The sequence below is a fragment of the Pseudaeromonas sp. HNCC25DJ182 genome, from assembly GCF_055413365.1.
In genome coordinates this window covers 1-15,753 of the sequence record NZ_JBVAYG010000006.1, presented here as the reverse complement: position 1 = coordinate 15,753, position 15,753 = coordinate 1, and the positions used below count along the sequence as shown (strand labels likewise).

The window sequence follows — 15,753 nt, the reverse complement described above, 5'->3', positions numbered from 1 at the left end:
CCTGCAGCGCCTTCCTGGCGACTTCTTTAAGCTAATTGCCAGTGACCGCCCTCTTGCCAGCGCAGCAGACGGCTATGGAACGGCTGCAAGGTGCTGCGGTGGCCAACACTGACCAGAATAGTCGCAGGCAGCCGAGCCTTGAGTAGAGCATAGAGGGTCGCTTCGCTGCTTTCATCCAGCGCCGAGCTGGCTTCATCCATAAACAGCAGGGCTGGTTTAACCAGCAGGGCGCGGGCAAAGGCGATGCGTTGTTGCTCACCCACACTCAGGATATGGGACCAGGGCTCGTTGTCATCCAGCCGGGCGGCGAGACGCTCCAGACCTACCTCGGCCAGCAGTGGGCTCAGCACGCTATCGTCCTGGGGCGGGAGCGGGTAGCAGAGCGCTTCGCGCAGAGTGCCCAGGGGTAGATAGGGCTTCTGGCTGAGGAACAGCACACGACCGTTGGCCGGAAAACTGATCTGCCCTTCGGCATAGGGCCACAGACCCGCCAGGGTGCGTAACAGGGTCGACTTGCCACAACCGGATGGCCCCTGGATCAGCACCGAATCTCCGGCCGCTAACTGCCAGTTACCATCACACATCAGGGCACTGTGCTGAGGAGTCCGCACCGTCACCCCTTGCAGGCTCAGGCCAGCGCCCTCGCGTTGGGGATCCAGGCTCGGCAATTGCTCAGTATGGTCAATGCCTTGCTGGAAAGTGGCCAGACGATCCACCACTGCTTTCCACTGGGCCAACGCCGTGAAGTTGTTGACCAGGGTCGAGAGCGAATCCTGCACCTTGCCGAAGGCATTGAGGATCTGCATGACACCACCGAGCTGGATTGCCTTGGCAAAATAGCTGGGGGCACTGACCAGGATGGGGAAGATCACCGCAGTCTGGTTGTAGCCCAGGGTGAAGAAGCCGAGTTTTTTCTGACGCCGCATCAGCTGGAAGTAGTTTTTCACCACACTGCCGAAGCGCAGACCGAGGATTTTGCCCTCTTCTTGTTCTCCCTTGTACAGGGCAACGGATTCGGCGTTTTCCCGCAGGCGGATCAGCGAATAACGGAAGTCGGCCTCGAAGCGCTGCTGGTTAAAGTTCAGTCTCACCAGCGGGCGGCCGATGAGGAAGGTCAGGGCGGTACCGGCCACGGCATATCCCAGCGCCAACCACACCATATAGCCCTGAGGCAGGTGGATCGCGTGTCCGAGCAGGGTGAAGTCCAGAGGTGTCGAGAGCGTCCACAGCACCATCAGGAAGGTAAACAGCATGGCCACATCCCGCAGGATACTCAGTGACAGGTCGAGGGTGCTGCTGACGAACTGGGCAATATCTTCGGCGATCCGTTGATCCGGGTTATCGGTCTGACGGTCGGTCAACTGCAGCCGGTAGTAATTTCCCTTATCCAGCCAGCTGGCCATGATGTGGTCGGTCAGCCATTGTCGCCACTGGATGCTGAGCATCTGCTGGAAGTAGGAGAGGTAGACCGCGACCACGACATGAATGGTCGCCAGGATGCAGAACATCACCAGACTGTCGGTGAAGCCGGGCAGATTGTAATCCTGGAGCGAGTTGTAGAAGGTGTTGTACCACTCATTGAAGCGCTTGGAGAGATACACACTGCCGCCCATCAGGGTCAGGATGACCATCAGCAACAGCCAACCTTTGCGGCCTTCGGCCGACACCCAATAGGGCTTGAGTAGACGCCAGAAATTGGGCCACAGGTGTTTGACCGGTGGATTTGCACTCATAAACCAACACTCCCTATAAAAACCAGTCATCGCAACTGGATGGCGCTCATGGGCCACTGCGGCTGATTGTGACCGAGCCTGAGGCGACAAATCAATGAATGGACGATAAACCGCTCATGATTCAGCGATTTATGGGGGCTGAGCCCTGATTGAGCGGGTGTGGGATGGCAAGCCGGAACCGCAAGCGCGGTTCCGACTGGATGTTCGAGCGGGCGTCAGGCGCTCAGCAGTTGCTCGATACGTGTCAGGGTATCGGCATCCAGTGCGGGAGCCTGAACCGCGGCAATCGCATCATCAATCTGGCTGCTCCGGCTGGCACCAATCAGTGCCGAGGTGACGGCCGGGTCCCGCAGTACCCACTGCAGGGCCATCTGCGACAGCTTCTGGCCACGATCCTGGGCTATGCGGTTGAGCTGCTGCAGCAATGCCAGACGTTCGGCGGTGATCTGCTCCGGTTTCAGGAAGGGACTGGCGCTGGCCGCCCGGGAGTCGGCCGGTATGCCATTGAGATAACGGTCACTGAGCAGGCCACCGGCCAACGGCGAGAAGGCAATACAACCCATGCCGGCTGCGCTGCAGGCGGGCAAAGTCTGCGGCTCTATGCTGCGTTCGAGCATGGAGTATTTCAGCTGGTTGATGAGGCACGGGGTGCCCAGATCGCGCAACAAGCCGGCGGCACGACTGGCGAGCTCGGCCGGATAGTTGGAGAGGCCGATATACAGCGCCTTGCCCTGGCGTACCATCAGCGCCAGGGCCGCCATGGTCTCTTCCAGCGGCGTATTGGGGTCGGGTCTGTGGTGATAGAAGATATCGAAGTAGTCGAGCCTGGTGCGCTTGAGGCTCTGATGCAGGCTGGCAAACAGATACTTGCTGGAGCCGCCATCGCCATAGGGACCGTCCCACATCACATAGCCCGCCTTGCTGGAGATGATGAGCTCATCCCGATAGGGCAGGAAATCCTGCTGCAGCAGGGTGCCGAACATGGACTCGGCACTGCCGGGTGGCGGGCCGTAGTTATTGGCCAGATCGAAATGGGTAATGCCCTGATCGAAGGCGCGTCGCAGCAGCGTGCGACAGGACTCCTCGCTGTTGACGCCACCGAAGTTGTGCCACAGACCCAGGGCGATGGCGGGCAGACGCAAGCCATGCTGGCCACTGCGACGATAGGGTTGTTGCTGATAACGCTGATCACAAGCTTGGTAGAGGGTGGTCATGGCAACTCCTGATCGGGACATGCATTAAAAAAACAGGGCCGAAAATCGGCCCTTAGAGAGTGACAGCAGCTCAGCGGAATTGATAGCGGATATGGTGTTCGAACTGCTGACCGGGCTCCAGCCAGCAACCGGGCTGCGGCCACTCCGGATGGTGAGGGCTATCCGGCAGGAACTGGGGCTCCAGCGCCACACCGGCGTAATCGGCATATTCGCCACCATCCCGGCTGGGGTTCCCCGCCAGATAGTTACCGGTATAGAGCTGTAACCCGGGCAGGCTGGTGGAAAGCAGCAGGCTGAGCTGACCATCGGCGGATGTCAGCTCGGCGGCGGCCTGATTGTCACTGCCCGGAGTCCGGTCCAGCAGATAGCTGTGGTCGTACCCCTTGGCCCCTTGCTGCTGCTCATCGGCCAGAAAATCAGCGGCCAGCCGCTTGGGCTGATTGAAATTGAACGAAGTGCCATCCACCAGCGCCAGAGGGCCGAGGGGGATGCCGTGGCCATCGGTCGGCACCATAAAGTCAGCCCGCAGTCGCAGTGTGTGCTGACGGACATCGCTCTTGGTGCCATCCAGGTTGAAGTAGGCATGGTTGGTCAGATTGACCGGTGTCAGGGTGTCGGTATGGGCCCGCATCTGGATGGTGACGCTGTTGTCCTCACCCAGACAGTAGGTCACTTCCACCGTCAACTCACCCGGAAAACCCTGATCCCCTGCGGCAGAGGTCAAGCCGAAACGCGCCTGTTGCGCCGATTGTTCCAGCACCTGCCAGCGCAGCTTGTCGAACCCGCCCGGGCCGCCATGGAGCTGGTTGCCGGCCTGATTGGTGGCCAGCTGACGATCGCCGCCCGGATAAGGCAGGTGTCCGCGGGCAATCCGGTTGGCGTAGCGGCCGATCATGGCACCGAGATAGGCTTGCTGGTGGCGGTAATCTTCGGGTTGCGCGCAGCCGAGCAACACTTCCCGGCGCTCACCCGAGGCGAGGGGCACCTGGCAGGAGAGCCAGGTTGCGCCCCAATCCATCAGGGTGATCTGCATACCATTGCCATTTTCCAGACGGATGAGCCGGGGCTCATCCGCATAGCTGCTTGCTGGGCAGGGTTTGGTGTTCATCGGGACCTCAAATGCTACCGGCACCAGCCGAAGGTTGGCAGATATAGATGGTCGGTTGCAGGCCAGTGGCTTGCGGATAGCGCTCTTCGATCACGGCACAGACCGAGGCGGTCATGGCCGAAGGCACCAAGGCCACGATGCAACCGCCGAAGCCGCCACCGGTCATCCGCACACCGCCCTGGGCACCCAGCTGTTCCTTGATCAGGTTCACCAGGGTATCGATAGGCGGCACTGTAATGGCGAAATCATCGCGCATGGAGGCATGGGATTCGGCCATCAGCACCGCCATCCGGGTCAGGTCGCCGCGGGCCAGCACGTCAGCCGCTTCCAGGGTACGGGCATTTTCGGTGATGACATGACGGGCTCGTTGGGCAACCACAGGATCCAGCTCATGAGCACGCTCTTCAAACTGGGCCAGGGTCAGATCCCGCAGCGCTTTGACGCCGAAGTGAGCCGCGGCCGTCTCGCACTGTTGGCGACGGGTGTTGTACTCACTATCCACCAGACCGCGACGGACGTTGGAGTTGACGATCACCACATCCACACCGGCGGGCATGGCCACGGCGCGGGTTTCCAGGCTGCGGCAGTCGATGAGCAGGGCATGGCCGGCCTCACCCAGGGCGGAGATAAATTGATCCATGATGCCGCAGTTACAGCCGACAAACTGGTTCTCGGCTTGCTGGCCATTCAGGGCGATATCGGCCTGGCTGATCTCCAGATGGTTCAGTGCCTTGAAGGCTTGACCGACCGCCACTTCCAGGGAGGCAGAAGAGCTCAGACCGGCGCCCTGCGGTACGTTACCCGTGATCACCAGATCGGCACCACCCAGGACAAAACCACGCTCTTGCAGGTATTTGACCACACCGCGCACATAGTTGGCCCACAAGTACTCCGGGTGCGGCTCGATAGGGCCGCTCAGGTCAAATTGGTCCTGCTGGTTCTGGTAGTCGGCGGCAACCACACGCACTACGGAACCCTGACGGGGAGAGGCGCTGATCACGGTCTGGTAGTCGATGGCGCACGGCAGCACGAAACCATCGTTGTAGTCGGTGTGTTCACCGATCAGGTTGACCCGGCCCGGGGCCTGGATATCCAGGCTCGGCATATAGCCGAACACCTGCTGAAACACGGACTGGGTAATCTGCTGTAGGGACTGGATACTCATGGCAACCTCAAATTTGTTCACGGAAATGGATATCGCTGACGGCGCGCAGGCGCTCGGCGGCTTGTTCGGCGGTCAAATCGCGCTGGGTCTCGGCCAGCATCTCGTAACCGACCATGAACTTGCGCACACTGGCAGAGCGCAGCAGGGGCGGATAGAAGTGGGCATGCAACTGCCAGTGCGGATTTTCTTCGCCATTGAAGGGGGCGCCATGCCAGCCCATCGAATAGGGGAAGGAGCACTGGAACAGGTTGTCATAGCGACTGGTCAGCTTCTTCAGCGCCAGCGCCAGATCGGTACGTTGGGCTTCGGTCAGTTCGGGTAACTGCTTGACGGCAAACTTCGGCAACAGCAGGGTTTCGAACGGCCATGCCGCCCAGTAGGGAACCACGGCCAACCAGAATTCGGTTTCCACCACGGTGCGGCTGCCATCGGCCATTTCACGCTGTACGTAATCCAGCAGCAACGGAGAGCCCTGTTCGGCAAAGTAGGCGCGCTGGGTGCGATCTTCAGCAGCCGCCTCGTTGGGCAGGAAGCTGTTGGCCCAGATCTGGCCGTGAGGATGCGGGTTGGAGCACCCCATCATGCTGCCCTTGTTCTCGAATACCTGGATCCAGGGATACTCCTGGCCCAGTTCGCTGGTCTGTTCACACCAGGTATCGACCACGGCGGTCAGCGCGGGGATCGACAGTTCGGGCAAGGTCTTGCTGTGATCCGGGGAGAAACAGATCACCCGGCTGGTGCCTCGGGCACTTTGCAGAGTGAACAGCGGATCCGGATTTTGCGGCGCTTCCGGGGTATCGACCATCAGGGCGGCAAAATCATTGGTGAAGACAAAGGTGCCCGGATAGTCTGGGTTTACATCACCGGTGACCCGGGTATTACCGGCACACAGGAAACAGGTCGGGTCATGGGGCGGACGCACGGTACGATCCGGCTCGTCCTGCTGTCCCTGCCAGGGGCGCTTGGCGCGATGCGGTGACACCAGAACCCACTCGCCTTTGAGCGGGTTATAACGACGATGCGGGTGATCGGTTGGTTCGAACAACATACAACTTTCCTTTTACTGAACTTAAACTGGTACTGAACTTAAACTGGTACTGAACTTAAACTGGTACTGAACTTAAACCGGCCGAACTGAGGGTTATCAGGCGTCGGGATAACCGTTCGGATTTTGGGACTGCCAGCGCCAGGTATCGGCGGTCATGTCATCCAGGGTGCGACTGGCTTCCCAGCCCAGCTCCTGACGGGCCTTGGCGGGGTCGGCCCAGCACTGGGCAATGTCACCGGCGCGGCGCGGGGCAATGACGTAGGGCAGATCGCGGCCACAGGCGCGAGAAAACGCGGCCACCATCTCCAGCACGCTGTAACCCACACCGGTCCCCAGATTGAAGATATGCACACCGGGCTTATCCTGCTGGGTTTTGAGGGCGGCAACGTGGCCATCTGCTAAGTCCATCACATGGATGTAATCGCGTACACCGGTGCCGTCCGGCGTCGGGTAGTCGCCACCGAACACCGAGAGCTGCTCGCGGCGACCCACGGCCACCTGGGCGATGAAGGGCATCAGGTTGTTGGGGATCCCTTGCGGGTCTTCACCCATGGTGCCGCTTGGATGGGCGCCAACCGGATTGAAGTAGCGCAGCAGGGTCAGCGACCAGTCGGGCGCGGCACGGGCAAAATCCTTGACCATCAACTCGACCATCAGCTTGCTTTGACCATAGGGATTGGTGGCCTGCAGGGTCGGTGAGTCCTCGGTGATCGGCACCTGTTGCGGATCGCCATACACGGTGGCGGAGGAGCTGAAGATGAAATTCTTGACGTTGGCCCGGCGCATGGCCTGCAGCAGGACCAGGGTACCGCTGACGTTGTTGTCGTAATACTCGAGAGGCTTTTGCATCGATTCGCCCACGGCCTTGAGCCCGGCGAAATGGATGACAGCATCGATGGACTGCTCGGCGAAGATGCGATCCAGCAGCGCGGCATCGCGAATGTCGCCCTGATACAGGGTGGGTTGCTGGCCACTGAGTTGTTCGATGCGCGCCATGACGCTGGGTTTGCTGTTGCAGAAGTTGTCGAGCAATACCGGAGTAATCCCCGCGGCAATCAACTGTAGACAGGTGTGGCTGCCGATGTAACCGGTGCCTCCGGTGACTAATACTCGTAACATGAATGACTCCTCACGGGTCCCGACGGGCCTGGAAATGGCGCGTCGCTGTGCTTGTGTAATCGCTTACCCTAAATTTAAGCGCGAGTTGGGCTTTTTGGAAGTTCTTTTCCACAAAATTGCGTGACTGGGATCAAATAATGTATGGCTTGTCGGTTTTGTGAACGTTGACCCGTGTAACTTTAGTGTAAGTACGTAAATTTTGTGAGTTCATGCGCAGCCAACTTGGCTGTTTTATATAAAAATGCAGTGTAATCAGGTAGAAACGCCGGTAAGATTCGATACTTATTCGAACATCTATAATGTTGAGCACTCTGCGGGTAATAAAACGATGGCAACAATCAAGGACGTGGCACGGTTATCGGGTGTGTCAGTCGCAACGGTTTCTCGCGTCATTAACGATTCACCGAAAGCCAGTCAGGCATCCCGAGATGCCGTTTTCAAAGCCATGGCCGAGCTCAAATATCACCCCAATGCCAATGCCCGGGCGCTGGCCCACCAGAGTGCAGAAACCCTGGGGCTGGTGGTGGCCGATGTGTCGGACCCGTTTTTCGGCACCATGGTCAAGGCCGTCGAGCAAGTGGCTCAGGCCACCGGTAATTTCCTGTTGATCGGCAACGGCTATCACGATGCCAAGCAGGAGAAAAAAGCCATCGAACAGCTGATCCGCCATCGTTGTGCGGGTCTGGTGGTCCACGCCAAGATGCTGCCGGATGAAGATCTCTCCCTGCTGATGAGCCATATTCCCGGCATGGTGCTGATTAACCGCACGCTGCCCGGCTATGAATCCCGCTGTGTGGCGCTGGATGACCACCACGGCTCCTGGTTGGCGACCCGTCACCTGATCCAGGAAGGGCATCAGAAGATCGGCTTCTTATGCTCCAACCACGACATCTCCGATTCCCATGATCGGCTTCAAGGCTATCTGGATGCCCTGCAAGAGCACGGCATCGCCGTGGATGAACGGCTGATCTCCCGCGGCTCACCCAATGAAGAGGGTGGCGAAGAGGCGATGACCGAATTGCTGGGCCGGGGGCGGCGCAGCATGACGGCCGTGGTCTGCTACAACGACTCCATGGCGGCCGGCGCTCTGTCAGTATTAAGCGACAATGGTATCGAGGTCCCTCAGGACATGTCCCTGGTCGGCTTTGATGATGTGTTGATCGCCCGTTACCTGCGGCCGCGGCTGACCACGGTCCGTTATCCGGTGGCGGCCATGGCCACCCAGGCGGCAGAGCTGGCCGTGGCCTTGTCCCAAGGTGCGGCGCTGCCGGAAACCACCAATATGTTCAGCCCGACCCTGGTGCGCCGTCACTCGGTCAGTAATCTCTCCCCGCGCGGCTAAAGTCGCCGCTTCGATGCATCCCCCATCCAGCAGGGCCTAGCGCCCTGCTTTTTATTACCCGACCATCTCTTGGGGTCGGGCGATGACCTGTTTTATGCGTGACTCGCTCACACCTGACGAATCGTGGAATATGAGTCATCGCGGGCACGCTCCCGTGGCGGGATCCTCAGCCCAGATGGCCGCTAGCTGAGTGAAAAGAAAGCGTAAAGGCTCGGTAAAAACCAGTCCCCGAGGCGGATGAACCCTGCTTCTGAGCTTCTTGGATCACAAAAGATCGCAATCTGTGTAATCGATCACACTGGCATCCGTATAGTTTATTTCCTTATTATTCAATTAGTTGTGGAGTTTGTGAGTCTGGCGTTATTTTGTGAAACCCTTTGCGCGGTGTAACGATCTCTTTTTGTGAGTTGCGTCATGACATGGCGCCGCGCAATCTTCTTATAATTCCCCGGCGCCAGTGAAAGCGTTTACCTAAGTGCTTCTGGCTCATACACCCTCAAAGTAAGTGGATGAATAAAGGAATATCTATGAAAGCAAAATTGCTGGCCTCCTCCGTTGCAATTGCTCTGGCTCTGACTGCAACCTCCGCTTCGGCGGTTAACTTCACCGGTTACTTCCGCTCCGGTGTCGGCGTGTCCAAAGATGGCGCGACCCAAAGCTGGATGATCCCTTATGTGGGTCGTCTGGGTAACGAAGCCGATACCTACACCGAAATCGGTCTGGGTCAGGAGCTGTACAACAAGGGCGGCAAGACCTTCTACGTGGACAGCATGCTGAGCATGAACTCCGATGGCTCCAACGATTGGGAAGCCACCGGTACCTCCAGCGATGCTACCTTCGCCCTGCGCCAGTTCAACATCCAGGCCAAGGGTCTGATCGAAGCCTCTCCGGAAGCTGTGGTGTGGGCCGGTAAGCGTTACTACCAACGTCATGATCTGCACATCATCGACAGCAAGTACTGGAACGTTTCCGGTGCCGGTGCCGGTGTGGAAAACATCAAGGCCGGCGACGGTGCTTTCGCGGTGGCCTGGATCCGCAATGATGCGGACAAGCTGAACGTCAACTATGCGGATTTGCGTTATGCCGGTCTGAAGCCATGGGAAGGTGCCTGGGCTGAAGTGGGTATCGACTACGCGATCGGCAACGCCACCGATGCACAAGATACCGCCGCCACTTATGAAGATTTCAAAAACAGTGTGATGCTGACGGCCGAGCTGAGCCAGTACTTTGCTTCCAGCGGTATCAACGAGAAGTTCGTACTGCAATATGCCGACAAGGGCCTGGCCCACAACATGATCGACCAGGGCGGTGGTTGGTATGACGTGTGGAGTGGTGACAACTCCGACGCCAAGGGCTATCGCTTCATCAACAACGGCGATATGCCGCTGGGCGACAAGTTCTACGTCAACTATGTGTTCACCTACGGCAAGGCCGAGAAGCATGCGGACTGGACTGACAACACCGAGTTGTTCTCTCTGGTCGGTCGCGCCCACTACCAGTGGACCGAGATCATGAAGACAGTGGTGGAAGCCGGTACCTTCACCAAGGAAACCGAATACACCTCTGGTTCAACCTGGAAAGACGCCGGTCAGAAGTACACCATCGCGCAAGCCTGGTCCGCCGGCAAAGGCTTCTGGGCTCGTCCTGAACTGCGTGTCTACGCCTCCTACCTCAAGGATGGTGGCGATGGCGAGAACAAGACCTTCAACGGTTCTGTTGATGACAACACCATGAACTTCGGTGTGCAAGCCGAAGCCTGGTGGTAAGCCAGCCTGTTATCCAGGTGACCAAGAAGGGGGCGAAAGCTCCCTTTTTCTTATGCCATTCACATCGGACTGCACCCTGAGGAGGCCTGTATGTGGAAGTCAATAATGGCGCTGCTGTTGCTCGTGGCGGGGGGGTATAGCCTGCCATCCTGGGCGTTGATTCGCGGCGCGGATGTCTCGGCCCTGCCGCAGCTGGAGGCGGCAGGGGTTCGCTATAGCGATGACCAGGGGCAAGCGGATCTGCTGGTCATCTTGCAGCGCAATGGCTTCAATGCCATTCGCTTGCGGGTCTGGAATCAGCCAGGACAGGATCTGCGTTTTCCGGCCAATCAGAGCGGACCGGAAGGGTACAGCAGCCCGGCCCAGGTGGTGGCCATGGCCAAGCGGGCGCAAGCGCTGGGGCTGGATGTCCTGATCGACTTCCACTACAGCGACTGGTGGGCCGATCCGGGCAAGCAATATGTTCCGGTGGCATGGGAGGCGATGACGGTACCGCAGATGACCCAGGCGCTGGCCGGGTTTACCCAACAGACTATGGTGCAACTCAAGCAGGCGGGCGTAACCCCCAAGTGGGTGCAGTTGGGCAACGAGATCACCAACGGCATGCTCTGGCCGCTCGGTCGGGTGCCCCAGTGGGAGAATCTGGCCGGCTTTCTCAAGGCCGGTGGTACGGCTGTCAAATCGGTGTTTCCGGATAGTCAGCTGATCCTGCATCTGGATTGTGGCGGTGACAATGACAAGTCCCGGCGTTGGTTCGATGCCATCCGGGCCCAACAGGTGCCCTTCGATATCATAGGGCTCTCCTTCTATCCGGGCTGGCATGGCACTCTGGCTCAGCTCACCGCGAACCTGCAGGATTTGCAGACCCGCTACCAGAAGCCGGTCATGGTGGTGGAGGCGGCTTATCCCTGGACCACGCAAAACGGCGATAGCGAGCGCAATATCTACACCGCTACTGGTGCACAAACCGAGCCCCTGACCCCGCAAGGGCAGGCCGCCTATCTGACGCGCCTGGGCCAGGCTGTGGCTGGCGTGCCGGGTGGCCAGGGGATCTTTTACTGGGCGCCGGAATGGATCCCGACTCCCCGGTCGGGCAGTCACGCCGTCACCGGCTGGGACAATGCCACCCTGTTTGATTTCAACGGCCGCGCCCTGCCGGGGTTGCCGGCATTGGGACGTGCGGGTACGCCATGACGACCTGTGGCTGTGCTTATACCTGTGTGTTGTGCGCAATGCTGTTCAATTAAGGAAATACCGGAAGGTTCCCTTTCACCAACACGCCATGAACCCATCCTAAGGGGGCTCGATGGCGGCATCCCTGCCGCCAACGGTTGGTGCAAGGAGAACACTCCCCGCCGTCCCTGATCTGTATTGGTGTGTTGCGCAGCCTTTTCGCACCGCTTCTTTGCGCTTCGCGGACGAGCTCTTTTTTCGAATGACGTTCAATTTTTCATGGAGACCCCAAGCATGATGACCCGAACACTAGCTGGTGTGATGTTGCTGACGACCGGCTTGTTGGCGGCGGCGCAAGCCGAGCCGATTGTCGGTGCCGATATTTCCCATTTGCCGCAACTCGAAGCGGCCGGTGCCAAATTTTATGACCAGGATGCCACCGCAGCCGAAGATCTGCTGCTGATCCTCAAGCGCAACGGTGTCAACCGCATTCGCCTCAAGGTGTGGAACGAGCCGGGCAAGTATGCCGAGTTCCCCTCCGATCAGAGCGGGCCGGAAGGTTACAACAATCCGGCCCATGTGGTCGCCATGGCCAAGCGGGCCGAGGCGGCGGGCCTCAAGGTGATGATCGACTTCCATTACAGCGACTGGTGGGCGGATCCGGGCAAGCAGACTATGCCGGTCGCCTGGCGCAATCTGGATGCGGCTGCGGTGAGCGAGAAACTGTACACCTTTACCCGGGATCTGATGCAGCAGCTCAAAGACGCCGGGGTCACTCCCGCCGAGGTGCAGGTAGGGAATGAAATCTCCAACGGCATGATGTGGCCGCTGGGCCGGGTGCCGCAGTGGGATAATCTGGCCAGCTTTATCAAGGCCGGTGCCCGAGCCGTCAAGGAGGTATCGCCGAGCTCGCGGGTGGTGCTGCACCTGGATGCCGGAGGCGACAATGCCCGCTGCCGTCGCTGGTTTGATGCCATGGTGGAGCGCGGTGTGAGCTTTGATGTCATCGGTCTCTCCTTCTATCCGGTGTGGCACGGCTCGCTGACGGATCTGAAACAGAACATGGACGACTTGAGCCAGCGCTACGCCAAACCGCTGATCGTGGTCGAGACCGCTTACCCCTGGACCACTCAGAACGGCGATAGCCAGAAGAACATCTACACCAGCACTGGTTCTGAAACCTATCCGATGACCCGGCAAGGCCAGCAACAGTTTTTGACCGCGCTGTGGCAAACCGTCAAGGCGGTGCCGCAAGGCCGTGGCGAAGGGGTGATCTACTGGGAGCCGGATTTTATTCCGCACCCCGGAGCGGGCTGGAAGGCCGGAGCCGGGGATGAGTGGGACAATGTGACGCTGTTTGACTTCCAGGGCCGGGCGCTGCCGGGGCTCAAGACGTTCGCGGAGGCGGCGCAATGAGTGATTTCATTCGCGGCGCCGACATCTCGTCGCTGCCGGAGCTGGAGTATCACGGCGGCGTGCTGCGCCGTGACGGCGAACCTGTGGATAGCCTGAGGTTGCTCAAAGCCGAGGGACTCAACGCGGTGCGCATCAAGGTGTGGAACGATCCGGGCAATCCGGATCATTTCCCCGCCAACCAGACCGGAGTGCAGCGCTTCAATGGTCCGGAGCAGGTGGTGGCGCTGGCGCGGCGCGCGCAGGCCGCAGGTCTGCGTATCATGCTCGATTTTCACTACAGCGACTGGTGGGCGGATCCGCAGAAGCAGTTTATGCCCCATGCCTGGCAAGGATTGGCCTTGCCGGAGCTGTGCGAGCGGCTGTACCTGTTCACGGTCGATATCCTGCAGCGAGTGCAGGCCGAAGGGATTGAGGTGAGCTGGGTGCAGGTCGGCAACGAGATTAGCCACGGCATGCTCTGGCCGTTGGGCTTCTTGCCCGGCAACTGGCCTGCGCTGGCGGCCCTGTTGCGTGCCGGTGTGGCGGCCGTGCGTGAGGCCGCGCCCGCCGCCCAGGTGGTACTGCATCTGGATGCCGGCTGCGATCAGATCCTCTATCGCCACTGGTTCGATCAGGCGCTGGCGCTGGATGTGCAGTGGGATTGTATCGGCCTGTCGTTCTATCCCTGCTGGCATGGCTCCTTGCCCCATCTGGCGGAGAATCTGCAGCTGCTGGCCGAGCGCTACAACTGCCCGCTGCTGGTGGTCGAGACCGCCTATCCACGGCAGTTACATCTCCAGCGCAATGGCCAATGGCTGCTGCAGCACACCGGCGCTGAACCCTATCCCGCCACGCCCGAAGGCCAGGCGGAATTTCTCCGCGAACTGGCCGCCGTGTTGCGCGCTGTGCCCAAAGGGCTGGGGCAGGGGATCTTCTACTGGGAGCCGGCACTGCTACCATTGCCCGATGGCAGTCGCGGGGTGTGGCAGAATGCGACTTTGTTTGCCGATGACGGCGAGGTGCTGCCGTCCCTGACGGCATTGGGCCAGCTCTAGGCGGCCCGGCGCCCGGCGCTTGGCCCCTGGTCCCTGGTCGCTGGGCCTCATGCCCGGATCCTGGGGCCGGATCCTCGCTCGGACCCTGGCAGAGGACCGCCGTCTGCTGGCGTACTTTGGGGTAGGATTTGTATTGATCCGGTTCCGCCCTTGGTCGGCTATTGCGATTAGCCAACCCGCTGTTGGCGGGGGCGGGCCAAGGGGGAAAAGGCCTCCACCTTGGCAATCCCAGGCCCGTGTTTAGGCCGACTGTCGGGAAGGCCCCGAGCTCCGGGGTTGCTTCCACCAGCCGGGAGCCACACGCCATCCCTGGCGTGACGCTCCCTCTTACGGTCATCCTGACCGCGCACCGCCTCGAGCCACCCCGGCGCCCGGCCCGACAGACGGCTTCGGGTTTTGTGTCGCAGACATGAGCAACAGCTAGGTTCACCCGAACCGGCAGATGGTGCTGGCTGTTGTTGACGTTGTCTCACTTCTCGCTGCTGCCTAGGCAGCAAAAACGCAATAGTCGCCACGTTTCCCCCACGAAGCTGTTTGCGCGAAAAAGTGATTGCGCTAGCCTAGGGACTCAAAAAGCGCAAGCTGCCGGGTGGTGATACTCCGGCGCCTGTGCGCAAGGGACCCCCGTGTGAATGTGCATCACTGGCTTTGAAAAGGGAATGTAAGGTGAAGTTTGAAACCAACCGACTGGTTATCCGGCATCCGCGTGTGGAGGATGCCGACGATATCTTCAGTAATTATGCGCAAGATGGCGAAGTCACCAAGTATTTGACCTGGCGGCCGCATAGAGAATTAAAAGAGACCCAACGTTGGATTCAATATTGTATTGAAAACGCGAACACCAAACATAGTTTGATGTTTGTCCTGCAGTTCAAGGAAACGTCCGAAGCCATCGGCATGATTGATTTTCGCCTGGAAGGGTATAAAGCCCACTGTGGCTTTGTGTTGGCGCGACACTATTGGAATCAAGGGCTGATGACCGAAGCCATGCAGCCGCTTATCGAATTCCTTTATGAAAGCCCCAATATATATCGGTTGTGGGCAGCGCACGATATCGAGAATGAAGCATCCGGCAGGGTGATGTTAAAGCTAGGCATGAGATGTGAAGGCGTGATGTCCGGAACACTGATGTATCCCAATATCTCCAATGAACCCAGAGACAGTACCTATTATTCCTTGGACTGCAGGCGGTAAGATAGGGCGGGAATAAAATCTAGCCCACCGTTTAGCGTTGGATTTTAATGCTGGATGCCCCCCCGGCTGGCAGCAGGTTTTTATCGACGTATTCCCGTGTTTTGATATTGCTTGGTCCGGTTCCGCCCTTGGTCGGCTGGGGCGATATGCCAACCTGCCGCTTGGCGGGGGCGGGCCAAGGGGGAAAAGGCCTCCCCCTTGGCAATCCCGGGCCCTTGGCGTATGCCGACTGTCGGGAAGGTCCCGAGCTCAGGGGTTGCTTCCACCGGCCGGGAGCCACACGCCATCCCTGGCGTGACGCTCCCTTTTACGGTCATCCTGACCGCGCACCGGCTCCGACCACCCCTACGCCCGGCTGTAATGACCTAGCTGTTCCTGCACAACTAAGCGGCTTGGGCATAGGCCTGCGCCGGGGTTTTCATCTTTAGCGCCTGATGAGGG

The 15,753-nt window shown here is 59.4% G+C and carries 12 protein-coding genes; 6 read left to right on the top strand and 6 right to left on the bottom strand.

Annotated features, from left to right (window positions below; translation table 11 throughout):
• Positions 1-26 precede the first annotated feature (26 nt).
• The 6 genes from ACZYUB_RS06485 to galE all read right to left on the bottom strand — a co-directional run bounded on the left by ACZYUB_RS06485 (position 27) and on the right by galE (position 7,387).
• A complete protein-coding gene (locus ACZYUB_RS06485; protein WP_463946516.1) occupies positions 27-1,733 on the bottom strand; it encodes an ABC transporter ATP-binding protein/permease in 1,707 nt (568 codons plus the stop codon).
• A 215-nt stretch (positions 1,734-1,948) separates the two neighbouring features.
• The gene (locus tag ACZYUB_RS06480) at positions 1,949-2,947 is read right to left on the bottom strand and encodes an aldo/keto reductase (RefSeq protein WP_463946514.1); all 999 of its coding nucleotides are present in this window, start codon (positions 2,945-2,947) and stop codon (positions 1,949-1,951) included.
• Positions 2,948-3,017: 70 nt separating this feature from the next.
• Positions 3,018-4,055 (bottom strand): galactose-1-epimerase, encoded by a 1,038-nt coding sequence (gene galM / locus ACZYUB_RS06475; protein ID WP_463946512.1) that lies wholly within the window; start codon positions 4,053-4,055, stop codon positions 3,018-3,020.
• 7 nt (positions 4,056-4,062) lie between these two features.
• Positions 4,063-5,220, bottom strand: a complete 1,158-nt coding sequence (gene galK / locus ACZYUB_RS06470) for a galactokinase (RefSeq protein WP_463946510.1) — start codon at positions 5,218-5,220, stop codon at positions 4,063-4,065.
• Positions 5,221-5,227: 7 nt separating this feature from the next.
• A complete protein-coding gene (gene galT / locus ACZYUB_RS06465) occupies positions 5,228-6,268 on the bottom strand; it encodes a galactose-1-phosphate uridylyltransferase (RefSeq protein WP_463946509.1) in 1,041 nt (346 codons plus the stop codon).
• 96 nt (positions 6,269-6,364) lie between these two features.
• Positions 6,365-7,387 (bottom strand): UDP-glucose 4-epimerase GalE, encoded by a 1,023-nt coding sequence (gene galE, locus ACZYUB_RS06460; protein WP_463946507.1) that lies wholly within the window; start codon positions 7,385-7,387, stop codon positions 6,365-6,367.
• A gap of 328 nt (positions 7,388-7,715) precedes the next feature.
• On the opposite strand from galE, the gene galR reads away from it, so the two are divergent.
• From galR to ACZYUB_RS06430, 6 genes are all read left to right on the top strand, one after another.
• Positions 7,716-8,729, top strand: coding sequence for an HTH-type transcriptional regulator GalR (gene galR / locus ACZYUB_RS06455; protein WP_463946505.1), 1,014 nt, complete (start codon positions 7,716-7,718; stop codon positions 8,727-8,729).
• Positions 8,730-9,256: 527 nt separating this feature from the next.
• On the top strand, positions 9,257-10,495 hold the full coding sequence (locus ACZYUB_RS06450; protein ID WP_463946503.1) for a maltoporin: 1,239 nt from the start codon (positions 9,257-9,259) through the stop codon (positions 10,493-10,495).
• Positions 10,496-10,585: 90 nt separating this feature from the next.
• Positions 10,586-11,689 carry a glycoside hydrolase family 53 protein gene (locus ACZYUB_RS06445; protein WP_463946501.1) on the top strand — a complete coding sequence of 368 codons (1,104 nt, stop codon included), beginning with the start codon at positions 10,586-10,588 and terminating at the stop codon, positions 11,687-11,689.
• A 273-nt stretch (positions 11,690-11,962) separates the two neighbouring features.
• The gene (locus ACZYUB_RS06440; protein WP_463946499.1) at positions 11,963-13,084 is read left to right on the top strand and encodes a glycoside hydrolase family 53 protein; all 1,122 of its coding nucleotides are present in this window, start codon (positions 11,963-11,965) and stop codon (positions 13,082-13,084) included.
• Positions 13,081-14,118: a glycoside hydrolase family 53 protein gene (locus ACZYUB_RS06435; protein ID WP_463946497.1), complete on the top strand. Its 1,038-nt coding sequence runs from the start codon at positions 13,081-13,083 to the stop codon at positions 14,116-14,118. The genes ACZYUB_RS06440 and ACZYUB_RS06435 overlap by 4 nt, the downstream gene beginning before the upstream one ends.
• Positions 14,119-14,784: 666 nt before the next feature.
• The gene (locus tag ACZYUB_RS06430) at positions 14,785-15,312 is read left to right on the top strand and encodes a GNAT family N-acetyltransferase (protein ID WP_463946496.1); all 528 of its coding nucleotides are present in this window, start codon (positions 14,785-14,787) and stop codon (positions 15,310-15,312) included.
• The last annotated feature ends 441 nt before the right edge of the window (positions 15,313-15,753 follow it).